Origin of the sequence: Mesorhizobium sp. M0088 (genome assembly GCF_040322895.1) — a bacterium.
Taxonomy (GTDB): domain Bacteria; phylum Pseudomonadota; class Alphaproteobacteria; order Rhizobiales; family Rhizobiaceae; genus Mesorhizobium.
On sequence record NZ_JAMYUI010000005.1, the window covers coordinates 157,742 to 178,185 of the forward strand.

The 20,444-nt window shown below is 58.6% G+C and carries 24 protein-coding genes and 1 tRNA gene; 7 read left to right on the top strand and 18 right to left on the bottom strand.

Annotated features, from left to right (window positions below; all coding sequences use genetic code 11):
* Window positions 1–66 precede the first annotated feature (66 nt).
* The 4 genes from NKJ67_RS08105 to NKJ67_RS08120 form a co-directional block, all read right to left on the bottom strand.
* Window positions 67–1,056 (bottom strand): BMP family lipoprotein, encoded by a 990-nt coding sequence (locus NKJ67_RS08105; RefSeq protein ID WP_128362819.1) that lies wholly within the window; start codon window positions 1,054–1,056, stop codon window positions 67–69.
* Window positions 1,057–1,264: 208 nt separating this feature from the next.
* Window positions 1,265–1,930 carry a peptide-methionine (S)-S-oxide reductase MsrA gene (gene msrA / locus NKJ67_RS08110; protein ID WP_352581016.1) on the bottom strand — a complete coding sequence of 222 codons (666 nt, stop codon included), beginning with the start codon at window positions 1,928–1,930 and terminating at the stop codon, window positions 1,265–1,267.
* Window positions 1,931–2,031: 101 nt separating this feature from the next.
* Window positions 2,032–2,355 carry a hypothetical protein gene (locus NKJ67_RS08115; RefSeq protein ID WP_352581017.1) on the bottom strand — a complete coding sequence of 108 codons (324 nt, stop codon included), beginning with the start codon at window positions 2,353–2,355 and terminating at the stop codon, window positions 2,032–2,034.
* 308 nt (window positions 2,356–2,663) lie between these two features.
* Window positions 2,664–3,368 (bottom strand): hypothetical protein, encoded by a 705-nt coding sequence (locus NKJ67_RS08120; RefSeq protein WP_352581018.1) that lies wholly within the window; start codon window positions 3,366–3,368, stop codon window positions 2,664–2,666.
* Window positions 3,369–3,728: 360 nt separating this feature from the next.
* Between NKJ67_RS08120 and NKJ67_RS08125 the strand changes: the two genes are divergently transcribed.
* Together NKJ67_RS08125 and NKJ67_RS08130 are read left to right on the top strand one after the other, a co-directional pair.
* Window positions 3,729–3,818: transfer RNA gene (locus NKJ67_RS08125), tRNA-Ser, on the top strand.
* 113 nt (window positions 3,819–3,931) lie between these two features.
* Window positions 3,932–4,801 (top strand): sortase family protein, encoded by an 870-nt coding sequence (locus tag NKJ67_RS08130; protein ID WP_352581019.1) that lies wholly within the window; start codon window positions 3,932–3,934, stop codon window positions 4,799–4,801.
* 79 nt (window positions 4,802–4,880) lie between these two features.
* Here the strand turns inward: NKJ67_RS08130 and NKJ67_RS08135 are convergent, their stop codons facing one another.
* The 11 genes from NKJ67_RS08135 to NKJ67_RS08185 form a co-directional block, all read right to left on the bottom strand.
* Window positions 4,881–6,125 carry a hypothetical protein gene (locus NKJ67_RS08135; protein ID WP_352581020.1) on the bottom strand — a complete coding sequence of 415 codons (1,245 nt, stop codon included), beginning with the start codon at window positions 6,123–6,125 and terminating at the stop codon, window positions 4,881–4,883.
* 188 nt (window positions 6,126–6,313) lie between these two features.
* Window positions 6,314–6,772, bottom strand: coding sequence for a hypothetical protein (locus NKJ67_RS08140; RefSeq protein ID WP_352581021.1), 459 nt, complete (start codon window positions 6,770–6,772; stop codon window positions 6,314–6,316).
* 237 nt (window positions 6,773–7,009) lie between these two features.
* Window positions 7,010–7,591: a hypothetical protein gene (locus NKJ67_RS08145; RefSeq protein ID WP_352581022.1), complete on the bottom strand. Its 582-nt coding sequence runs from the start codon at window positions 7,589–7,591 to the stop codon at window positions 7,010–7,012.
* A 973-nt stretch (window positions 7,592–8,564) separates the two neighbouring features.
* Window positions 8,565–8,828, bottom strand: coding sequence for a hypothetical protein (locus NKJ67_RS08150; RefSeq protein WP_352581023.1), 264 nt, complete (start codon window positions 8,826–8,828; stop codon window positions 8,565–8,567).
* Window positions 8,818–9,138: a hypothetical protein gene (locus NKJ67_RS08155; RefSeq protein ID WP_352581024.1), complete on the bottom strand. Its 321-nt coding sequence runs from the start codon at window positions 9,136–9,138 to the stop codon at window positions 8,818–8,820. The genes NKJ67_RS08150 and NKJ67_RS08155 overlap by 11 nt, the downstream gene beginning before the upstream one ends.
* Window positions 9,139–9,153: 15 nt before the next feature.
* Entirely contained in the window at window positions 9,154–9,363 is a 210-nt protein-coding gene (locus tag NKJ67_RS08160) for a hypothetical protein (protein WP_352581025.1), read from the bottom strand.
* Window positions 9,364–9,374: 11 nt separating this feature from the next.
* A complete protein-coding gene (locus NKJ67_RS08165; RefSeq protein ID WP_352581026.1) occupies window positions 9,375–9,548 on the bottom strand; it encodes a hypothetical protein in 174 nt (57 codons plus the stop codon).
* A gap of 446 nt (window positions 9,549–9,994) precedes the next feature.
* Window positions 9,995–10,846, bottom strand: a complete 852-nt coding sequence (locus NKJ67_RS08170) for a hypothetical protein (RefSeq protein ID WP_352581027.1) — start codon at window positions 10,844–10,846, stop codon at window positions 9,995–9,997.
* 41 nt (window positions 10,847–10,887) lie between these two features.
* A complete protein-coding gene (locus tag NKJ67_RS08175) occupies window positions 10,888–11,592 on the bottom strand; it encodes an SOS response-associated peptidase (protein ID WP_352581028.1) in 705 nt (234 codons plus the stop codon).
* A gap of 24 nt (window positions 11,593–11,616) precedes the next feature.
* Window positions 11,617–12,315 carry a TIR domain-containing protein gene (locus NKJ67_RS08180; protein ID WP_352581029.1) on the bottom strand — a complete coding sequence of 233 codons (699 nt, stop codon included), beginning with the start codon at window positions 12,313–12,315 and terminating at the stop codon, window positions 11,617–11,619.
* Between the two features lie 102 nt (window positions 12,316–12,417).
* Window positions 12,418–12,999 carry a recombinase family protein gene (locus tag NKJ67_RS08185; protein WP_352581030.1) on the bottom strand — a complete coding sequence of 194 codons (582 nt, stop codon included), beginning with the start codon at window positions 12,997–12,999 and terminating at the stop codon, window positions 12,418–12,420.
* A gap of 285 nt (window positions 13,000–13,284) precedes the next feature.
* Between NKJ67_RS08185 and NKJ67_RS08190 the strand changes: the two genes are divergently transcribed.
* From NKJ67_RS08190 to NKJ67_RS08200, 3 genes are read left to right on the top strand one after another with little or no spacing between them, the layout of a single operon-like run.
* On the top strand, window positions 13,285–13,806 hold the full coding sequence (locus NKJ67_RS08190; RefSeq protein WP_352581031.1) for a TIR domain-containing protein: 522 nt from the start codon (window positions 13,285–13,287) through the stop codon (window positions 13,804–13,806).
* The gene (locus NKJ67_RS08195) at window positions 13,806–14,357 is read left to right on the top strand and encodes a hypothetical protein (RefSeq protein WP_352581032.1); all 552 of its coding nucleotides are present in this window, start codon (window positions 13,806–13,808) and stop codon (window positions 14,355–14,357) included. The genes NKJ67_RS08190 and NKJ67_RS08195 overlap by 1 nt, the downstream gene beginning before the upstream one ends.
* Window positions 14,358–14,359: 2 nt before the next feature.
* Entirely contained in the window at window positions 14,360–15,778 is a 1,419-nt protein-coding gene (locus tag NKJ67_RS08200) for an alpha/beta fold hydrolase (RefSeq protein WP_352581086.1), read from the top strand.
* 27 nt (window positions 15,779–15,805) lie between these two features.
* On the opposite strand, the gene NKJ67_RS08205 is transcribed toward NKJ67_RS08200, so the two are convergent.
* Window positions 15,806–17,137 (bottom strand): DUF6538 domain-containing protein, encoded by a 1,332-nt coding sequence (locus NKJ67_RS08205; RefSeq protein ID WP_352581033.1) that lies wholly within the window; start codon window positions 17,135–17,137, stop codon window positions 15,806–15,808.
* Between the two features lie 63 nt (window positions 17,138–17,200).
* Here NKJ67_RS08205 and NKJ67_RS08210 point away from each other — a divergent pair, with 63 nt between their 5' ends.
* Window positions 17,201–17,395 (top strand): zinc-binding dehydrogenase, encoded by a 195-nt coding sequence (locus NKJ67_RS08210; RefSeq protein WP_352581034.1) that lies wholly within the window; start codon window positions 17,201–17,203, stop codon window positions 17,393–17,395.
* Between the two features lie 45 nt (window positions 17,396–17,440).
* Here NKJ67_RS08210 and NKJ67_RS08215 read toward each other — a convergent pair whose 3' ends face one another.
* Together NKJ67_RS08215 and NKJ67_RS08220 are read right to left on the bottom strand one after the other, a co-directional pair.
* Complete coding sequence (locus NKJ67_RS08215; protein ID WP_127329467.1) at window positions 17,441–18,658, bottom strand: NAD(P)/FAD-dependent oxidoreductase; 1,218 nt, start codon at window positions 18,656–18,658, stop codon at window positions 17,441–17,443.
* Between the two features lie 15 nt (window positions 18,659–18,673).
* Complete coding sequence (locus NKJ67_RS08220; RefSeq protein WP_352581035.1) at window positions 18,674–19,438, bottom strand: HpcH/HpaI aldolase family protein; 765 nt, start codon at window positions 19,436–19,438, stop codon at window positions 18,674–18,676.
* 109 nt (window positions 19,439–19,547) lie between these two features.
* Between NKJ67_RS08220 and NKJ67_RS08225 the strand changes: the two genes are divergently transcribed.
* Window positions 19,548–20,438: a 2-hydroxy-3-oxopropionate reductase gene (locus NKJ67_RS08225; RefSeq protein ID WP_352581036.1), complete on the top strand. Its 891-nt coding sequence runs from the start codon at window positions 19,548–19,550 to the stop codon at window positions 20,436–20,438.
* Window positions 20,439–20,444 lie beyond the last annotated feature (6 nt).

A 20,444-nucleotide genomic window follows, 5' to 3' on the forward strand; every position in this document is an offset into this window, starting at 1 on the left:
GGTAAAGACAAAACCGCCGGGCTGGCGCCCGGCGGTTTGCAGATCATGTCTGTGTGTTCGTGCCGCTCAATAGGGGCAAGCGTTGTCAGCCGTATAGTCGTGCACTTCGACCTTGCCGGCAATGATGTCGGCCTTGGCCTTTTCGACGGCCGCCTTCATCTCGTCCGTCACCAGCGCCTTGTTGTTGTCGTCCATGGCGTAGTCGACGCCGCCTTCCTTGAGGCCCAGATTCTCGACTCCGCCCTTGAAGGTGCCGTTCTTGCCGTCCATGAAGGCGGTGTAGACGGCGACGTCGACGCGCTTCAGCATCGAGGTCAGCACCTTGCCCGGCTGCAGGCCGTTCTGGTTGGAATCGACGCCGATGCCGAGCTTGCCGGCATCTGCCGCCGCCTGCAGCACGCCGACGCCGGTGCCGCCTGCCGCGGCGTAGATCACGTCGGAGCCCTGGTCGATCTGCGTCTTGGCGATCTCGCCGCCCTTGGCCGGATCGTTCCAGGCAGCCGGCGTGTCGCCGGTCATGTTCTGGATGACATCAGTCGCACCCGCCGACTTGGCGCCGCCGACATAGCCGCATTCGAACTTGCGGATCAGAGGGATATCCATGCCGCCAACGAAGGAGACCTTCTTGGACTTAGAGGCCATCGCCGCCAGGATGCCGACGAGGTAGGAGCCCTCCTGTTCCTTGAACTTCAGCGACCGCACGTTCGGCAGATCGACCTGGTCGTCGATGATGGCGAAGTTCAGGTCGGGATATTCGGCGGCGACCTTGGTCAGCGCGTCCGTCCAGGCAAAGCCGGCCATGACGATCGGGTTGCGGCCGTCCTCGGCGAAGCGGCGCAGCGCCTGCTCACGCTGCGAGGCATTGGAGACCTCGAATTCGACGTAGGCCGTGCCGGTTTCCGTCTTGAATTTCTCGGCGCCGTTGTAGGCAGCCTCGTTGAAGGATTTGTCGAACTTGCCGCCGAGATCATAGAGGATGGCCGGCTGGACATCCGCGGCGAAAGCCGGAAGAACCATTGCGGTTGCGGCCAGGAGGCCGAGAACGATACGTTTCATGTGATCCACACCCTGTCGGTTATTTTTTCCGTTACGCGCCGCATGCCGGCCCGGTTCTCCGGCAGGCATACGACGTCAGCCAGGAGTGTACTCCCTCCCGCTCGGCGGCAATCTGGCATGGCCCGAAACAAAATTCACGCGGAATTTTGACCTTTTGGAAAAGCTTGATGCGGGCAAGCCGCACCGCAGCTTGTCCTTGCGCCAAGCGTTACGCGGACGCGGCGGCAGGGATGACGCAAGCGACGCCGGTGCCTTTGAGGTTGCACGTGCCGTAAGGGTTCTTCGCCAGATATTGCTGGTGATCGGCTTCGGCGAAGTAGAATTCGGCCGCCGGCGCGATCTCGGTGGTGATCCTGCCGTGGCCGGCACCGCGCAGCGAGATGTCATACGCATCGCGCGAGGCGCTCGCCGCCCGCAATTGCGCCTCGTCGCTCGTGTAGATCGCGGAGCGATAGGCGGTGCCGACATCATTGCCCTGGCGCATGCCTTGCGTGGGGTCGTGGCTTTCCCAGAACAGCCTCAGAAGCCCAGCATAGGAGACGATCTCGGGGTCATGGACCACCAGCACCACTTCGGCATGACCGGTAAGCCCGGTGCAGGTCTCCTGATAGGTCGGATTGGGCGTGAAGCCGCCGGCATAGCCGGCTGCGGTGACCCAGACGCCGTCGATCTGCCAGAACAGCCGCTCCGCACCCCAGAAGCAGCCCAGTCCGAACATCGCCGTCTCCAGCCTCTCGGGATAAGGACCTTTGAGCGGTCTTTTCAAGACCTTGTGCCTGGATGCGGTCGGGATCGCCCTGGCGCGGCCCGGCAGGGCCTCGGCGGGCTTCGGCAGATTGAGCTTCTTGTTCAGCATGTCGCTGAGAAAGAACATGCGCGGCTCCTCTTCGGGTGAAACGCAAGAAGCCGCATGACGGCGGCTTTATTTGAGCATCGGATTTCCCAAAACCGGCAACCGCTTTTGGGTCCGATGCTCTAGGTGGCGGCGAACTGCCCAGCACGCGGTGACCGCCTATAGCCTATCGCATAGAGCAGGAAAGCCAGCACCGCGAACACGGCGAAGCCCGGCTGGTTCAGCACCCAGGCGACGGCGCCGTCCCACAGCAGCGGGCTGGCCTTGGTTCGGATGAAGGTCTCGAAGGCGGCCCGCGTGTCGGGCGAGACCGCCAGCCAACTGGTGTTGAGCGGGGTCAGGACCAGCACGGAGGCCGCCACGGTGCGTGTCGCGTCGAGCACCGCCATGATGACGGAAATCGACAGCGCGATCATGGCGGCAAGACGAAAGACGAAGCGAAACATCAGAACCCTCCTCCGGGCAGGTCCCCTCCCGAGGGGCCTTTCAGAGATAGAATGCGCATGGCTGGATCGCAATCGCCATATGCGAATTTGCAGGTTCCAAACTCAGGTCAACAGAAGGCCGCACAACAGTCGGCCGGGCGGCTTTTCATTGACATGTGAGGGCAGCTATGCTAATAATTTTGGCATGGTGCTGACTTGTGCCGACGACCCGTCGCACAGGCGGGTTTTTGCGTTTGGTGCCTCGCAAACCGACGTGCCGGCGAAGTCTTTAAAGACCGGGTGAACCCGGGTTCGTTGCCCTGCGCGAATTATGCGGCCGGCTTCCTTTTGCGCCGATGGACACGCCAGACGGCGAAAATGCCGCCGCCAATGGCGCCGATCACCAGGCCGGCCAGACCGGTGAACACGGCGAAATAGCCGCAGGCGCCCTCGAAACAGCTCATCTCGGTGGCATCAGCGATCACCGAGCCGATGGCGAACCCGGCCACGGCGCCGATGACCGCGCCCAGGACGATGCCGAGCAGCGCGGCGGCGACCGAGACGAAGACAGGCGGGCTTTCGGTTTCCGGATTGACATAAACGGCATCGGCTTCGGATCCACGGCGCAGCAGATGGATGCAGAGACCGCCGATGGCGATTTGAGCAGCGGTGATGGCAAGCGCCTGACCCGAAAAGACGAAATCCGAAATCGTCAGTGCCGCGGTCTGCCAGGCCACCAGCCAGACGATCGTGGCGACCTGCCAGATGGTGAACCGGCGCGGGAAGCGGGCCGAGCGGCCGAAGGCGAGGCCGAGCAGGTAAAGCCCCCACAGGATGGTGACGACGTCGACGGCGAGCCCGCCATAGATAAGGTAAAACACGCTGTCTGGCAGGCCGGTGGCGCCGACCGCGGGCCAGACGGAGATCAGGCCGTAGACCGACCACGCCATGACGAAGACGAGCCAGCCCACCGGCACGAAGGAAAGCCCGCTGTCCGGCCGCCTGACTGGCGTCTGTCCATTGCTCGATGTCATGTCCGCACGATGCCCCCGCAAAGCCTCGGCACCCGACAGGCAACTCCGGGGGAAGTCAAGGGCGGCCGGCCCGGCGGTCGTGCCTGTGCACACCATTGCAGCGGCGGCGCCCGTAAAAACGGGCATGCCGGCCGCCCTGCGAACACTGTGTGGCCGGCAAAGCGAATAGACGGCTGATATGGCTTGGCATTCGGCGCCGGATCGACTAGATGAGCCCCGCGCCTGTTGCTTCGACGGCTCAGGTGCGGGGAAGGGCGTTCGCTGGTTGGCGGCGCCGATGGCGGAAGTTCCGCCTTGCCCCAAGGGAGGTGCATCTCCCCAACCCGCGCGGCAAAACCGGCCGACGTGACATGCATGGACGGAGAGGTGGCCGAGTGGTTGAAGGCGCACGCCTGGAAAGTGTGTTTACGGGAGACCGTAACGCGGGTTCGAATCCCGCTCTCTCCGCCAGCAATTCTATTGTTGCCTATCCAATTGAAGCAGCTTGGTTTTTTAGTTTGCGATGGAACTGCGGTGCCCCACTTCGGTGCCCCAAGATATCCGTTATGAGTGGATGAGACAGCATGCCGCTTCACCATATTCCAGATGACCAGCGCCGCGCCTATTGCAAGGCTGCCATTGAAACGCTTGAACTTTGGCTGCGTGTGGTGATCGATCAAGAGCTCCGGGAACCCTTCGGGCCAGACTATCTTCAGGCCAAGCGTGCCGATGGCAGCTATGTGATCAATTCGCGAATTCGGAGAGGGCTTACTGAAAGGTCAGCAGCTGAGCCGGGGCGGTATTCTCGATTGATAGACGCAGCAGTCCTTGAAGACGCGATCGAGATTGTCTGCAATCCCGAACTCTTTCAGGCCCACTTTAAAAGGCCTCTAGCTCAGGCGTTTCCGAACGGCAGAGAGGAAGCAAGAACCTTTTTGAATCGTCTCGTTACCCCTCGCAATAAACTCTCACACGCCAATGCAATATCGGTCCGCGAAGCTGAGCAGGTGATTTGCTACAGCCGCGATGCGATAGAGAGTTTGAAGGCCTTTTATACGGAGAAGAATATGGGGAAGGAGTTCAACACTCCAACGGTGGTGAAGCTAACGGACAGCTTTGGTAGGACGACCCATGCCGGCGAGTTTCGACGCAATCAGACCGGGAGTGCCGTGCTTCCGCTGTCCGAAACGGCGCTGCGCCCCGGTGACACTCTGGTCTTGGAGGTCGAAGTGGATTCCAGCTTCCCCCCAGATTCCTACGATGTGCAATGGGTTTTCCCCTACCAGAGGATTCCTCCCACCGGCAATCGCCTCGTTCTAAAAATTGAAAACCGTCATGTGAATCCGTGTTTCGTATTCTTTTGTCTCGTGACTTCAAAGCTCGATTGGCATCGGCTGGGAGAACACGACGACAGCGTGGCAATTCAATACAAAGTACTCCCTCCAGTCGGATAACAAACGGCCCCCATTCAATGTTTTTGGGTGTTCCCGAGAGGCCCATCAACGCGCTGCCGGTGCGTTACCTGCCGGGACCTCATTTGACCACCACCGGAATAGATACTCGCGAGCGAGCCGCAGCCCTCTCAAGCATTGCCTTCTTGGCCGCCTCGCAGTGTCTAGCCGCCACCATGATCCCATCATGCATCGGTAAGGCCGCTATCCCCATCCTCGCCAGCCGCAGCAAGACGGCGACCAAGATGCTGCTTTCGGTGAACATCAGGTCCATGGCGATGTCCATGCCGAAGAGCGGCACTAGCGCCGGGTGCTTAAGTCCAATTGCCTCCGCGAACCTCCTCCCCGTCCAGCCAACCGGCAAGGCATCCTTCACGTCACTCGGCAGGCGCGTCATTTCGTTGGAAGACGACAGCATGGCCGCGAAGCCAGCTTTCACGCCGGCACGATGCCCCTCCAGTCCAGGGAGGGCATAGAGGTCACCTTCGGGCGGCTCAGCCCCTACCAGCGAATAGGCAAGCCGTGGGAACATGCTGGCGAAGTCGAGGTCGGCTATCGGCTCCCCGTTGATGCGAAGGTCACCCCGCAGGCTCTTCGGCATTGATTCCCAGAAGCCGCCGTAAAGCCGGCCATGAAGGTTGAATGTGTGCGGGTCGGTGACTTTGCGAAGGGTGAAGCGGCGGGTCAGCCTGAAGCCGGCTTGGCGGTTGCCTTGAAGCTCTAGCCGCTGGGTGGCGAGGAAGGTGTTGACCTCCTCCATCTCCGTCCTCAGTCGGTGGGTCTCTTCGGTGTCCACATAGTCCACCAATTGACGGGGGAGTTTATGGCCGATGGCATCACGGCCCATCCTCGCGGTTAGCCATATGATCTCCTCCCCCTCTGCCCTACCCACCTCCGCCACAGTCCCCGAGAGCAGGGCATCAAGCAGGCTTCCTGTTGCCTCTATGCCGGTCCTACGTTTCTTGATGTGGGCAGGGTGCTTGAGCACTAGGCCTTGGGCAGCCATCGCATCGACGACATGGGGCAGGTGCCCAAAGCCCTTACGGTCATAGCGGGACTGTGAGGTGTGGCGCAGGGGGATGGCGAGACGCCTATTCTCTGGGTGACCTTGATGCATGGCTGCTAGGTTGGCCACTAGGCAGGACACGATGTTGGTCACCCTCTCCACCTGCTCCATCCGGGGTTGCCTGATGCGGGCTTGAGGTCCCTTAGCGGTGGCTTGGAGAACTAGCTTGGTGATGGTGGCTGAGAGGGCCTTGAGGTTGGGACCCTGAGAGGTTGCCCAAGGATCAAACCAATGGTCAGAGGCGGCGGAGGTATCATCCATTCAAGCCACCCTTCTCTACGGCAACCATCGTGTTGGGCTTTGAGTTGCATTGATGGCGATGGGGCTAGGAAAGCTTCAGCTCAAAAAGGCAGCCACCACGGGCGGCGATAAGGGGAATGGGGGGAGCTAAGCGATCAAGATGTGCGTCCCCGCTATGCCGAACCAAGTCACACGAGTGTCCGCGAGTTTCATTCTGCCGCCGCACGGTGGGATGGATGCAGGCCAAACCTTTCCACCTTCAGCTTGATGATTTCCGGAACTGCCACGCCAACAAGCGGATCGACAACTTTCCCCATGGCCTCACCAATCTTCCGCAGCACGAGCCCTGAGGAGCGAGGATAGGCATGAATCTCAATCGGAATGTCCTCCCCCTTTGGATTCCACATCGCCCACCGTCTGTGGGTCCCACTTGCCAGCCGATGCGCTGCCTTCGCGGCTTGAACAATCTGAAACTCCCTAGTCCTATGGCTTCCGAAGTCGTCCTCAATAAGGGCCGCCACGGCGAGATAGATCGCCACCAGACGCTTGGCCGGAACCTCGGCGTCACTAAGCCGGGCGAATGCGATACGCGCCCTAGTGGCGGCGCTTAGGCCGCGAAGGTTCATGGCAGGTTCGGCTCTGCCAGCGGAGGCGAGCAAATAGTCCATCTCCATCACCGCCGACCTAGCGCCGTCATGTGCGATCAACCAACGAGACGCTGCATCAAGGTAGGGCCTCAGCTCGGCAGCCCGGTATGTCGCGTGCCAAGAGCCGTGCCTTGCTGTAAATTGCGTGTGGTAGCGGCATCGAAACGGCGAGCGCCCCGTTCCAGAAGCTAGGGAAGTGAGGCGCTCACAGCCAGGTATGCAGCACATCTGCATTTCGGCGGTCATCGGGTTGCGTGACTATTCGGCGGCGTCCGGCAACTCGATGCCCGATGCGTCAATGGCTGCAAACAGCGCCCGAATATTCGCGACGTAGGCCGCAACGGCCACAGGATCGGCCACCTCGCTGGCGGCGAGTCTCTCCGCCTGCTCGATGACCTCTTTCCGAGCATCCCTTTTGGCTCTCGCATCGGGCACGAAATAGGAGTTGGCGGCACTGTAGTCACTTTCGATATCAAGTGCCTTGACCGCCTCATCTTCAGCCGCACCAGACAATACGCGGCGGACCGTGATGTTGTGCTCCGGCGTGTCCCTAAAAGACACCTTCAAATAGACGCGAGGGTTAGAAGGCGAGAAATTCGAGTTCGTAACAATTGTGTGCCCGTAGCGCGTCACTTCCGCAAGCAAGCCTAGCTCATGCGGTGGAAAGAAAGGCGCACTCGGATGCAATCCCCAAACAGTAACTAGAATACGATCTGGAAGGAACTCCCTGGTTCTGGCCCATGCGGGCAGAGGCTTCATTGCCTCTTTCCAATTACCTGCAATCCGCTCGGGGGTTATCAGTGGCGCGTCTCGAAATTGCTCACTCTCGATGTCTTTCATGGCCATTCCTTTTCAATTTGGAAGTTTAATCGGGGTGCACCTAATCCTCCGGTTGTTGATCTTTGTCAAGTTAAAAATACGTTCCATCGATTTACTATAAGTCATTCCGCACTCTTATGAGTACTCGATCAAGCCAACCTACCCAGATACCCGGCGTCACACCTGACAACAACCCGTATCCACCTCATGACATCCACCTAGCTTGCAATCGTGGCATCAATCATGCCATCGATAACTGACTTTAGAGCCGTCAACGAAGGCATCATCAGAAGATAACGACGAGGTATACTTAAAGACCTGACAACCAACCATGACATGCCGGGCATCATCGACATGGCATGCGGAGCACCTGAGTGCCGGGGACACCCTGTCCTCGAAGCATAGTAGTGCCGCCACCGGGTATCCCATGACCCGTACCACCGAGCAGGGCTAGGACAAGCTACGGCAACAAATGCAAGCCCACGGCCAGACAGCAAGCCTTGCAATGTGTTGGCCATTGGCTAGACTCTTTCGCGAGCGCTCACGCGGCGTTCCGGGGTGTGGAAACCCTGAGTTCAAACATGGTGCCGACCACGTCGGTGCCGATCCTCGACTTTTTTGGTCGGGGAGCCTGTGGCGTATGTCCAGGTTCTCCGGAACTAAAGGCCGCAGGAACCGGAACTCGGTTTTCCAACTCCCCGATCCGAGGGGTTACGAGGAGGCTGCTTGCGGGGGCGTACCGCAGGCCAAGGCCTTGGAGTTGGACGACATGAGGCTAGCGATCCAAGCAAGCTCTTTGGCTATCGCGCTTGCGGCAACCATCGCCCTTTGGCAACTCGCCTTCATCGGGCGCTATCAGATATCTTCGACTGGGAATATTGCTTGGCGCATAGACACGATGACAGGCGATGTGTCCCAGTGTTTGGGAGGTGGGAATCTCCTGTGTCACGCGTGGTACAGTCAGCCCTACGCGATTCCAAAGTGAGCCGACTCTTCACTCCATGTCCGGCACGTCGCCACCCACAAGAAGCGTCGTGGGCTCCCCGTATTCGCCAAGCGAGGGGTTGGCATCACGCGACCATGCAATGACGCCGGCATGCTTCGTCGCTAGTCCCTTCGCGATCCTTATCGCCCGGTCCTCGGTCTGTTGCTCGGCAGGTCCAAAGACAGGCTGAAGGTCGCCGGTCTCATCGCGGTCAAAGGCGGTGACGACGATTAGCTTCGGGGCTTTCTGTTGTGGCAGCAGGCTATCCGACATGCAGGTTTTCTTTCCGCTGGGCCAGGAGCCGATTGAAGTTGAGTGGCGGAGGGGGCAGCACCTCGGTCATCTGGAATAGAGGCACCAATGGGTCCTCGTGCTCTGGCGCTAACTGCTTTGCCCTAAGGTCGGTGATTTCCTCGTCGCGTCTGGCTATCCGGCTTTCCAGATTGGCGATGCGCTCGGTCAAGAAATAGCGCCCAACAGCAAACCCACCGCCGCCAAATAGCACGGCAAACATGGCGAAGGCCGCTGGGTTGGCGATGACCAGCGCCGCGTTACTGACAATGAAAACGATAAGGTCATGCATAGAGCGCTGCCCCGATCACCCCACAATAGGCGGCGTATCGTCGTAGCCAATGGAAACTATCCCCGGGTGCCGGTGGGCGATGGCGAGTATCTGGGTCTCAAGCTCGCAGTTGTAGGCCATGAGCGCCTTAACCGTCTCAAGGGGGCTATCGTACCGGGCAATGAGCTTCACGGCTTCTGAATGCAACCCCGCTTTAGCTTCGGCATCAAAGTGCATCGTGCCCATTGCGGTTCCTCCTAGCGTGTCGCGCGGCCGGCAAGCGCGTCGAGTCGCTCCTGAAGGTGCCCGTTCAGTACGATCATTTCCTTGAGGGCCTTCATCATATCGCCCTTGTGGACGGCGATGAAATCCTCGGCGTGAGCCTGGAGAGCGGCTTCCTGCCGACCGTTGAGTGCCACGATGCGGTCCATAGCGATTACTCCAAACGCTGCATTGGGCGCAGTGAACAAAAAGGGAACGAAAATGTCAAGAGCGAATTGACTCGGCGAGGAACTCATTCCTATTTTTGCCCATGCCAGAGCAGCCCAGAAAGCCCCGCCGCCTTGTGCAGACCCTATGCAAAGCGCATGAGGTTGGTCAGCTAATCCGCGTCCGGTGCATGAACTGCAGCATCACCCGCCATTATCTGCCAGGGGACCTTGCGAAACTGGTTGGGGACATTCCGTTTTGGGACGTTGATAGGCACATGCGTTGCGAACGGTGCAAACGTCGCGACCTTGACGTGGATATCCTGCTGCCAAGCGCATCGGAGGGCATGAAGATACGCGTGCGGCGGCTTGTCGAAATCCGCATGGTGCGGCGGGTAATCTGGAGGGACGAGGATTGAAAGGGCCGTCTTGCGCCTGAAAGCGCACATTCATCGTATCGTCGCAGCAACCGCTAGCCGGTCGAATTCCGGTGGAGAGGGCACTCTACCAAGTTCCACGCATCGCTTAAGCAGTCCAATCAAGATGCGACTGGCAAAATGATAACCAGTCTCCAATTTCTCTGGTTTTGCTTTCGCCCCATGCACCGCTTGGGAGCGGATAGAATAGGCTCTTTTCACAAGTTCAAAGTAAGCAACCTTCTCCTCTGGCGTACCATCCATCAAAATTGCTGCATATAGCGCCAGCCGTCGGCTGAGTTCTGCATCCACCGACAGAAGGCCCTCGATGCCTGCCCATAGCAGCATAATCCGAATATCGTGATCCGGCAGATAGTGAGCATTGCCGAAGCATTTCATTGCTGAGCTAAACTCAGGAACCTTGGTGAGACTATCGAAGCTCTCAAAGTGCTTTTTGGCCCAGCCCAACTGCTCCAATGTCGCCAAGTGAATCTCGGACAATGGTCCAACGAACGGCGTTCGATTGGCGGCGGAATAGGCAGGTTCACTACCATCGCACACGGCGTACAGACTGAGGCACGGAGAACAGCAAGCAACGCTCACCAAATGGAACAACCATAACGCATTCCAGCCTTTTGCCGCCAACTCCTCCCCGCCGGCTGTGTCTTCAATCTCCAAAACGAATGATGCTATTTCGTCCCCTTGAAGCGCCGCCGCATAATCGGAGAAGCGGCGACTTCCAGCAGCCGCCTTCGAAAGGTCTAGCCGTGGCACTGTAGGGTCCAGCGATATTCCGGGCGAAAGTTCGAAACGCTCCGGTATGGTAATCCCATGACCGAAAATTAGAATCTTGGTGCTATCTATTCCTGCGATGACGCCGACCATTTGTGCAGCATAGGCACAATTTTCAACGGTCGCTATCCACCCTAAAACAATGATCCTTGAGCCGGAGCCTGCTGGGGAAACTTGATCTGCGTGGCCGGCTTCTCGACAATCACAAGGGCATCGTCCGGTGCCGTACGCTGTAGCCGCTTGGCTTCTGACCAGGGCGCGGTTAGCCACGTCTCCGTCTCCTCTTGCGTCGTCAGGATCACCGGCATGGCCTTCTCGTGGATCGGCTTGATCAGCGCGTTGGGCGCTACCGTCATGAAGCCATAAAGCTCAAACTCGCCGGGACCATCCTTCACCTTGCGCACCCCCTGCCACGGCGTCCATAGGCCCGCGAAGAAGAACAGCGGGCGGTCCTCGTTGAGCGCGAACCAATAGTTTCGCTGGATGCCCGTCTCGGGGTCTTTGTCTCCGGGTGTTGGGCTAGGCTCCGCAAAGCTCGTAACGGGCACCACGCAACGGTTCTCGACGCCGACATACTGCTGCCAATGGCCGTACTGCGGATTGCGAATGTTGGTGGTGCCGTAGTCGGCCTTTCCCTTCATCCGCTCGACGGGTGTCGGCATGCCCCAAAGCAGGTTTGCAAGCTCCCGCTGTCTGTCCAATGCATTGCGGACCACGGGGCCAGGGCGGTTGGGATAGATGTCTATGGACGGCTCAAGGTTGCCCAAGATGTCCCGCAAAGTTCTGGTCCATTGGCGGACGGCTTCTTGCGACGTGGTGATGTTGTAGAGGTTGCACATGCGCTGCCCGGTGGTCTGTCCTTTTCAAACTCGCTTGAGATCGATTGGAATTCCCTTGGCGTCTATCTCTTTGGCCAGTTGCAGGGCACTCTCCGAAACGCTGTCTTTGAAAGGAATATAAATCAAGCCTTGGATATCGCTTGGGCGCTCCATATTTTCCTGCTGTTTCAGAAGGATGGCTACGCGGTCGCGTCCCAACTTAGTCAACATCATGCCAAGCTCAAGGACGACATTCTGACGAGCGCGAAATGCCTTCTCTTCATTGTGCGTTGCTCGGTGGCCCTCGTCGTCCGGGGTCGCGAGCACCACAGCGAAGTTGGCTCTACCAGCCGCATTTTCAAGCTTTTCAATGATCGTCTGCCCGCCTGAAGTGAGTTGGTCCAAAATCAGGGGATTTAAGCCCCATCGTCTCAACATAGCCTCAAGTTCGGTCTTGGCCGGTCCATCGTGTCCATAGACCACGAATACGTCGCGGGGCGTTGCCGAAGCACCCTGTACTGGTTGTCCGCCGTTGGCTTGGATTGCCGGAACTGGCTGGCCCAAAAGGGCGTTAATTCCGCCTATGTTCTTTCCCTGGGGAACTATTTTGCCGGTATCGTAAAGACTGACGATCTCACCGCCTGCACAGCGGATTTGCCAGCCTTTGTCATTCGACATTCGGTCATGGCTTTTGACTACCAGCCCATTGGTCTGGAGCAAATTGATCAGGTGGTCTTTGTCCATTGTGCCCCCTCGGAGAAGATCGAACACGAAGGACATTTCAAAGAGAAGGTCAAGCTTGATCGCAGGGCTCAATCAAACTGTCTGCCACAACTTGCTGCGAACCTACCTGCGAACGCGAATGCCTCCCTCTGCCAAGATACGGAACACGGACGCCCGGCTGATCTTTAAGGCCGTCACGATGTCGCCAGCAGACTTTCCTTCCGCCCTTAGACGGAGCACCTCGGCTGCCTTAGCGCGGGCTGTGGGCTGTCTCCCCGCATATTTCCCCTCCGCCTTCGCCTTCGCGATCCCTTCGCGTTGCCTCTCAAGCATCAGCTCTCGTTCGAATTCGGCGATTGAGCCCAGCAAGTTCAACATCAGCTTTCCTGTGGGAGTGGCGGTGTCGAGGTTCATCGCCAGGATGCGAAGGCCTGCCCCCTTTGCCTTCAAGGCCGCTGTGATCGACACGAGGTCAGCCACGGACCGTGCTAGCCGGTCCAGCTTGGTCACAATCAATGTGTCGCCTTCACGCACCCATTCAAGCACGGCGGCAAGCTGGGGCCTATTGGTCGCCACAGAGGAAATCTCTTCGCGAAACACCTTGGTGCATCCCGCTTGCTCAAGGTCGCGAAGTTGGGCCTCAAGGCCTGCCTTCTGATCGGTGGTGGAGGTGCGGGCGTAGCCGACTAGTGCGGAGGTGGTCATGACATTGTGTCTCCCATTAGTGATCATGTGAGACCATTATGTGAGACTGGCGGTCGAAATGTCAAGAGACCACTTATGTGAGACTATTTGGTCGACTCTTTGCAAGACTCATATGGGCTTGCCCTAGTGAGACCCTTATGGCCTCAAATCCTGAGCTTGAGGAGGCGATGCGCATCTCATGGCCATATTGTGGCGGGTTGTCGCATCGAAAGTGTTAGGAAGTGAAGACTTGCCATACGGGACGGGGGGAAACGTCGTTGCGACCCCTACGTTTAGGTAGCTCAAATGTTTGACCCAAAATTTCATTGGGGAATTACGAATCCGCCTAACTTTGCAGACCAGCACTCTGATATGGTCTTCGTATCGATTCGCAATATTGAGGACTCCAAGATGGCAAAGACAAAAACATTTGTGAGCTACGACCACTCAGAGGATGCACATTACAAGCGCCTCTTGCAGGCGTGGGATGCCAACCCAGAATTTGACTTTGAGTTCGACAGTCGTGGCCCTAACGTACCGATCAACAGTAGCGATGCCGCTGTAGTCAAGGCTGCACTTGTACGAATGATGAAGGATGCAACTCATTTGCTCGTTTTAGTTGGCGAGAAGAGTGCGCAAAGCTCCTGGATGCAGTGGGAGATCGAGCGGGCGAAAATGGACGATACGAAATTGAAGCTCGCCGCTGTAAAATTGGGAAAGTCGAATGTGACGCCTCCGGGACTTCTGGCTGTCGGAACATCTTGGGCTACAAGCTTTGAACGCGACCGCATCGTAGAGGCACTCCGCAGTGCGACCAATGGCTACTGATGGCAAGCGTTGTGGCTTTAGCTGGTAGACGTATCGACGCGGTAGGTGCTGAGCGACGATTCCCCCTTGGCAACGTTCCTATCGTGAGAGCACGTATCGTTGAAGCACTAAAACGACTTGAAGTGAAAAGCCTTGTCTGTTCCGCTGCATGTGGCGCGGACTTGATTGCCTTGCAAGTTGCAATAGAGCAGAACATCCCTCGCCGAATCCTACTCCCATTTGAGCCTCAGAAATTTAGAAGCTCGTCGGTTACTGATAGGCCTGGAAATTGGGGTGAAATATTTGACTACGTCTTGGAGCAGACCCCAAGCGAAGACGTGGTCAATCTGGAACTCACGAACAAAGATCCGAACAAAAACTATTCCTTGGTTACAAGGGAAATTGTAAAGCAGACTTCCATTATCGCAAAGGCGGCTGATCTAAGCCCTACGACGCTGTTGGTCTGGGATAGCCTTCCAAGGCATACCGGCGATGCCACACAAGACATGCTTGAGGTATCAAAATCGGCTGGCTTCGAAGTGCATCATATCCAAACTGGTGATGTTTCTTGAAAGTGGGCGACTGGTTAAAAGCCCGCTACAATCAGGTTTTCAAGCCAAGCGCTGTTGAACCGACCATACTCTCCCATCGAAGGCGAGCCTCTCACAAGGCAGCCGTGGTTTTCGTCCATGGCTTCACGGGTCATCTTGAATCGACATGGGGGAGCTTCATTGAGTTGGCCCTCAACGATGCGGACATCGCCAATTGGGACGTCTACTCTCTCGGCTACCCTACCGCACTTCGGATCGACCTTGCAGATTTCTGGTCAGCCGACCCGCCCTTAGATATTATTGCGACGCAGCTTAGAACTTCGTTCTCCGTAGACCCATTGGTCGACTACGAGGCTGTAGCGATTGTCGCTCACAGTATGGGAGGCTTGGCCGTCCAACGTGCAATCTGCGATCACAAGCCATTGCGGGACAAGCTAACTCACCTGTTGCTCTACGGCACACCAAGTAGGGGAATTGCCAAGGCCCGTTTTGGCCGCATGTTGAAACGGCAGCTCAAAGACATGCAGCCTTCGAGCTCCTTTATAACAAATCTTCGAAAGCACTGGGACGTGATTGTAGGGAGTCCTACCAATTTCGAATTAAGGGTTGTCGCTGGCAACAGAGATGAATTTGTCGGCGGCGCTGCGAACTTAGGTGCATTTCCCGAAGTTGCGCAGCGCGTAGTCGCGGGCAATCATGTTCAGATTGTCAGGTCACAAAGCGCAGACTCTGAAAATTATCGGATTTTCTCCAGAGCGTTGTCCCGTCGAGACGACTACCAGACGGTAGTAGATGGCGCTGAAGTGGCACTTGAGTTTCGCCGTTTTAGGCAGGTTGTACAAGCTCTGGAGCCTGGCGCTAAGGGATTGGATGAGAACGGAATTGTCACGTTGTGCCTTGCATTGGAGGGGCTTAATCGGCGCGACGATGCGCTACGATATCTTGGCGAACATGATGCAAACAGAACAAGCTCCGAAGTCATGTGCGTATTGGCAGGCAGGTTAAAGCGGCAGTGGCTAGCGGCAGGGGTTGCGGAAGATCGCACCAAGGCGAGAGATTTATACTGCTCGGCGCTTGAGGTCGCGGTTGCCACGAAAGACTCAGCGCAGGCTTATTATTCGGCAATCAACATTGCTTACATTGATTTGATGTCGGCGCCCCCAGCGTCGGAGATTGGCGCAGAGGTGCACGCGATGGCCAACCTCGCCATCGAACATTGTAATTTTGCACCTGTCTCTCATTGGCAGCTAGCAACGCAAGGGGAAGCAAAGCTCATTCTTGGCGATATGAATGGGGCGATGGAAAGCTATAAACTTGCAATTGAGAAATGTGCATCCCCCCGAGACAGAGAATCTATGGCAACACAGGCTCTCTCAGTTGCAAATCGAGTTTATGGCCATGAAGGCGCAAAACAGATCGGCAAGGTGTTAGGAGTCCGCTAGTCCGGCCAGCCTGCGCGGAAACCCTTCCTAGCTTGCACCGATCTTTGGAAACTTAACGGCCTCCACAAGCGCCCTCTTCGCCTTCTCCGGGTCCTGCCCCGCGTAACCGTGCTGGCTTAGGTCTAGGCTTTTCGCCCGCTCGCTATCCGTATGCCCGACCACCCACGTGATGGTCCACTCGTCAAAGCCTTCGGCCCCCGCAAGCATAGCATCACGCGCCTTGCGAATGAACCAGCGGCGAAACGAGTGGAAATCCACATTGCTCTTGGCTTTGTCGTTTGGCCGCTCATCAACACCAGCCTTACGGCGATAGCGCGTGAACTGCTTGGCGGCTGGGTCGGAACGCGTCTCCCGCGACTTTGGAATCGGCGGCAAGTCATCAAACAGAAAATCGGTGGGCTTCTTGCCCTCAGTGCGACGCTTCACGATCCCCTTAAGGACACTGTGGATTGGGACGGTGCGGCGAGCATTGTCTGTCTTGCCTGCCCAAACGTTGAATGCCTCGTCTATGCAATCGGAAACTTGGAGCTGGCAAATCTCTTCGATCCGCATTCCGGTCAGCGCTCCGACCGGCATCAAGTCATTGAGGAGGGGGCCGCCGTCGCCATTGAGCAGCTTGGTGATCTCGGCATCCGTGAATGGACGTTTGCCTCTGTCTGTCTCTGCGTCACGTGCCTGCCGTCGCTCTGCTGGAAGCCTCTGGCCTGCCCAAGGGTTTTCGCCAGTCGGCAGGTGCCCCTTGTCGAGAAGCCACGTCCAGTATTGCCTAATGAACCCGAGATAGGCGGTGGCCTTCTGGCGACCCCTACCGACGAGCAGCGCCTCAGACAGGAACTTTCCGGCGTCCACACGTCTGACAGCCTCCAGAGCCACAGGGAGCCGGCTATCCCGCAACCAGTCACCAAGCCACCCCAACACCCTTCGGAAGTCCCCTCCAGACTTGAGGCGGTAGCCTTGGTGTTTGAGGAACTCGGCGGCATGGTGATCGAGTGGCGTGACTTGTCCGCTGGCGAGGGCGAAGAAGGCTTTGGCCGTGTCCAGGCCTTTGGTCTCCTCAAGTTCATGAGCCCGCAAATTGATCGCGTATTGAGTGCCCTCATCCTCCATGGAAAGCCGATGCCGCAGGGCCTCTGCTTCCACCGGATCATCCGTGGCCAAGACCTTTTCGGCTGCCGCGATGACACCCTTAAGCCGGACCACAATGGGCCATTTGCGAGCATCAGCGTCCTTGAGGTCGGCGGTATGGAGAGGATGAGTAAGCTTGCCTCGTCCAATCAAATCCCGCACCTTTGCAGGCACCTTAACGCGGACCCGCCACTGCTGCCCGTGCCATTCGAGATACTGCCGCTGGTTTGCCATTCTTCGCCCGGTGCCCCACGTTGGTGCCCCACAGGTGAGTCCTGAAAGGCCTGAAGTCAAGGGATGCAAGGGGTTCATAGCCTTGGAGGAGAGTGTCCCGCTCTCTCCGCCAGTTTGCACCTAGGTGTGATCAAGATCGGCGCGCCCAGGCAATATGATCTGGCGCAGGCTGCCGACGCTCATCGCGATCTCGAGGCCAGGAGGACAACCGGGGCGCTTGTGCTTGGTGCAATCTCGAACACGACCGACGTCCCGTGATGAATTGCTTCGCCAAATCAAAACGGGGTGGTCGATCGTCTCGCCCTAGATCACCGCTTCCTCGAGGAACGGCTCGTTGCGCTCTATGCGCTCGTAACAGAATGGCGACAGATCGAGCGTCTGGAAAGCCCCGTGAACGATAAGTTCTGAAACTCCCCGGCCCACGGCTGGCGACTGTTGCAGCCCGTGCCCCGAGAAGCCGTTGGCAAACATGAAATTGGTCACCTGCGGGTGGAAGCCGACGATGCCGTTGTGGTCGAGCATGTTGTACTCGTAGTGGCCGGTCCAACTGGTCTGGACCTTGAGTGCGTCGAAAGACGGAATGCGGTGCCAGAGTGCCGGCCAGATGTAGTCGTCGAACTCTTCATGGTGCATTTCAAAGTCGTCGTAGCCGGCCGGTCCGTCGCCCTGCGGCGTGTTGCCGGTGAGAAAAAGCTCGCCTTCGGGACGCACGAATGTTCCGGAAAGGTCGATGACATTGGGCATCCGGCCGGGGATCGGGTTGGCGCTGGCGAAGACGAAGCTGTAGCGCTTGTAGGGCGCGACCGGGATCGACAGGCCGGCCATGGCTGCCACCTGCTGCGCGCGCGGGCCCGCGGCGTTGACCAATGTTCCGCAACGAACCGTCTGTCCGGTCGCGAGGCGCACCGAGATGACCCGTCCATCGGCAATATCCAGCCCTGTCGCTGCATTGTCGATATACTCGACGCCGCTGGCGCGGGCGGCGCGGCGGAAACCGTTCATCAGCCCCACGGAATCGAACCAGCCCTCTTCCCTAGCCCCCCAGGAACCGCCACCGAGATCCTCCACATTGAGCCAGGGGAAGCGATCCTTCAGCGGGCCCGGCTCGAGGAACACTGTGTGGGCCCCAAAACTGCGCTGCAGATCGACGCGCTCGCGGGCCGCTTCGACGCCGTCGGGTGAACAGCAGTAAAGATATCCATGCTCCTTGAAGCCGAGGTCGGGCGCCGGTTCGTCCTTGTAGAAAGGTGCCATACGCTCCTGAAATCCGCGGATGATCTCGATGCCGAACTGGCTGATCTTCACATTGATCGGATTGGAATATTGCTGCCGGATCGCGCTGGTGGACAGCGCCGTCGATGAAAACTCGTAACTGCTATCGCGCTCGACCACGAGGATCGAGGCACCGCTGCCCAGCGCCTGGCTCAGCCAGTAGGCCGTGGACGAGCCGACAACCGCTCCGCCGACGATGACGATGTCGTAGGCGTTGCGCGATGGCGCTTTGTAAGGCGGGATCGCCATGGCTCCGACTCCAAGCTACTGGTTGAACAAAGCGATCAGGGCATCCGAGCCCCGCGCAAGAAGGCCAAGGTCCGAACCGACGGCAACCATGGTGAAGCCTTCGGCAAGGTAGCGGTCGGCATCGGCCTTCGCCGGCGCCAGGATGCCGCTTGCCTTGCCTGCCGCCGTTGCGGCCTGGCGCACGGACGAGATTGCCTCCTGGACATGTGCCGCGCCGGGATTGCCCATCGCGCCCATATTGGTGGAAAGATCGCCGGGACCGACGAAGAGAACGTCGACCCCGTCGACCCCCGCGATCTCGGCGGCATTCGCCACGCCCAATTCATCCTCGATCTGCACGGCGAGAAGCTGCTGCTCACGCGCCTTGGCGTGGTAGCCGGCGATGCGGCCGAAGCCATTGGCGCGGTGACCGACCGAGAAGCCGCGAAATCCGCCGGGCGCATAGGTCATGGCCGCGACGATGGCGCGGGCCTGATCGGCGGTTCGTACATTGGGGATCATCAGGCTGCGTGCGCCGATATCCAGCGCCTGCTTGATCAGATTGGGATCGTCGGAGGGCAGCCTGACGACAGCCTCGCTGTCGAAGCCGCCCATCACCTGAAGCTGCGCCATGATGCTGCGCAGATGGTTGGGGCTGTGCTCGCCGTCGATCAGAACCCAATCGGCTCCGGAGCCGGCGACGATCTCCGTGGTGAGCGCCGAAGCCAGCGAGCACCAGATGCCGATGTGAGCCCGGCCAGCCGCTGTGGCGGCTTTCAGCGTGTTGAGGCGTTCTTGCATCTTGCGATCGTCTCCAATCATCTGGTTGAAATTTGTATGATGTCCTATATCATATGGCTACAAAACGCTGCAAGATGCGATGTAGGGACTTTCGAATGGGAGCTGGAGAATGAGGATCGGGTTCATCGGGCTTGGCGTCATGGGAGCACCGATGGCGCGCCACCTGGCCGATGCCGGGCATGAGATCGTCACCGTTCTCAATCGCTCCCCTCTACCGCAGGGCCTGACCGCATCGGTGGTCGCGTCCGCCGCCGAAGTGGCACGGCGCTCCGAGATCATCGTCACCATGCTGCCCGACACGCCTGATGTCGAACGCGTCCTGTTGGGCGAGGACGGCGTCCTGGAAGGACTGTCAGCCGGCAAGCTGGTCATCGACATGAGCTCGATCAGCCCCATCGCCACGGCGGCGTTCGCGGCGAAACTGCGAGAGAAGGGAGCCGGCTACCTCGACGCCCCGGTCTCGGGGGGCGAGGTCGGCGCCAAGGCGGCAAGCCTCACCATCATGGTCGGCGGCCCGGCCGCCGAGTTCGAGCGGGCGCTGCCGATCTTTGAGACACTCGGCAAGAACGTCACTTTGATCGGCGAGCAGAATGGCGCCGGGCAGACCTGCAAGATCGCCAACCAGATCATCGTTGCGCTCAACATCGAGGCCGTGGCCGAAGCGCTTGTCTTCGCCAGCAAGGCCGGGTGCGACCCGGCGAAGGTTCGCGGCGCCCTGATGGGTGGCTTCGCCGCTTCCCGCGTCCTGGAAGTGCATGGCCAGCGCATGATCGACCGGACCTTCGCCCCAGGCTTTCGCATCAAGCTCCACCAGAAGGATCTCAACCTGGCGCTTGACAGTGCCCGCGCCCTTGGCGTGGCGCTGCCGAACACCGCCATGGCGCAGCAACTGATGAATGCCTGTTCGGCCCATCCAGGTGGCGCCGAGGCCGATCACTCGTCTCTCGTCCGGGCGCTGGAGATCCTCAGCGGCCACGAACTGTCAAAAGAAAAGGAGTAAAAACCG

Bases quoted from the DNA above. Each gene is read 5' to 3' on its own strand.
- NKJ67_RS08105 (WP_128362819.1), bottom strand. From the start codon at position 1,056: ATGAAACGTATCGTTCTCGGCCTCCTGGCCGCAACCGCAATGGTTCTT.
- msrA (WP_352581016.1), bottom strand. From the start codon at position 1,930: ATGTTCTTTCTCAGCGACATGCTGAACAAGAAGCTCAATCTGCCGAAG.
- NKJ67_RS08115 (WP_352581017.1), bottom strand. From the start codon at position 2,355: ATGTTTCGCTTCGTCTTTCGTCTTGCCGCCATGATCGCGCTGTCGATT.
- NKJ67_RS08120 (WP_352581018.1), bottom strand. From the start codon at position 3,368: ATGACATCGAGCAATGGACAGACGCCAGTCAGGCGGCCGGACAGCGGG.
- NKJ67_RS08130 (WP_352581019.1), top strand. From the start codon at position 3,932: ATGCCGCTTCACCATATTCCAGATGACCAGCGCCGCGCCTATTGCAAG.
- NKJ67_RS08135 (WP_352581020.1), bottom strand. From the start codon at position 6,125: ATGGATGATACCTCCGCCGCCTCTGACCATTGGTTTGATCCTTGGGCA.
- NKJ67_RS08140 (WP_352581021.1), bottom strand. From the start codon at position 6,772: ATGGACTATTTGCTCGCCTCCGCTGGCAGAGCCGAACCTGCCATGAAC.
- NKJ67_RS08145 (WP_352581022.1), bottom strand. From the start codon at position 7,591: ATGAAAGACATCGAGAGTGAGCAATTTCGAGACGCGCCACTGATAACC.
- NKJ67_RS08150 (WP_352581023.1), bottom strand. From the start codon at position 8,828: ATGTCGGATAGCCTGCTGCCACAACAGAAAGCCCCGAAGCTAATCGTC.
- NKJ67_RS08155 (WP_352581024.1), bottom strand. From the start codon at position 9,138: ATGCATGACCTTATCGTTTTCATTGTCAGTAACGCGGCGCTGGTCATC.
- NKJ67_RS08160 (WP_352581025.1), bottom strand. From the start codon at position 9,363: ATGGGCACGATGCACTTTGATGCCGAAGCTAAAGCGGGGTTGCATTCA.
- NKJ67_RS08165 (WP_352581026.1), bottom strand. From the start codon at position 9,548: ATGGACCGCATCGTGGCACTCAACGGTCGGCAGGAAGCCGCTCTCCAG.
- NKJ67_RS08170 (WP_352581027.1), bottom strand. From the start codon at position 10,846: ATGGTCGGCGTCATCGCAGGAATAGATAGCACCAAGATTCTAATTTTC.
- NKJ67_RS08175 (WP_352581028.1), bottom strand. From the start codon at position 11,592: ATGTGCAACCTCTACAACATCACCACGTCGCAAGAAGCCGTCCGCCAA.
- NKJ67_RS08180 (WP_352581029.1), bottom strand. From the start codon at position 12,315: ATGGACAAAGACCACCTGATCAATTTGCTCCAGACCAATGGGCTGGTA.
- NKJ67_RS08185 (WP_352581030.1), bottom strand. From the start codon at position 12,999: ATGACCACCTCCGCACTAGTCGGCTACGCCCGCACCTCCACCACCGAT.
- NKJ67_RS08190 (WP_352581031.1), top strand. From the start codon at position 13,285: ATGTTTGACCCAAAATTTCATTGGGGAATTACGAATCCGCCTAACTTT.
- NKJ67_RS08195 (WP_352581032.1), top strand. From the start codon at position 13,806: ATGGCAAGCGTTGTGGCTTTAGCTGGTAGACGTATCGACGCGGTAGGT.
- NKJ67_RS08205 (WP_352581033.1), bottom strand. From the start codon at position 17,137: ATGGCAAACCAGCGGCAGTATCTCGAATGGCACGGGCAGCAGTGGCGG.
- NKJ67_RS08210 (WP_352581034.1), top strand. From the start codon at position 17,201: ATGCAAGGGGTTCATAGCCTTGGAGGAGAGTGTCCCGCTCTCTCCGCC.
- NKJ67_RS08215 (WP_127329467.1), bottom strand. From the start codon at position 18,658: ATGGCGATCCCGCCTTACAAAGCGCCATCGCGCAACGCCTACGACATC.
- NKJ67_RS08220 (WP_352581035.1), bottom strand. From the start codon at position 19,438: ATGCAAGAACGCCTCAACACGCTGAAAGCCGCCACAGCGGCTGGCCGG.
- NKJ67_RS08225 (WP_352581036.1), top strand. From the start codon at position 19,548: ATGAGGATCGGGTTCATCGGGCTTGGCGTCATGGGAGCACCGATGGCG.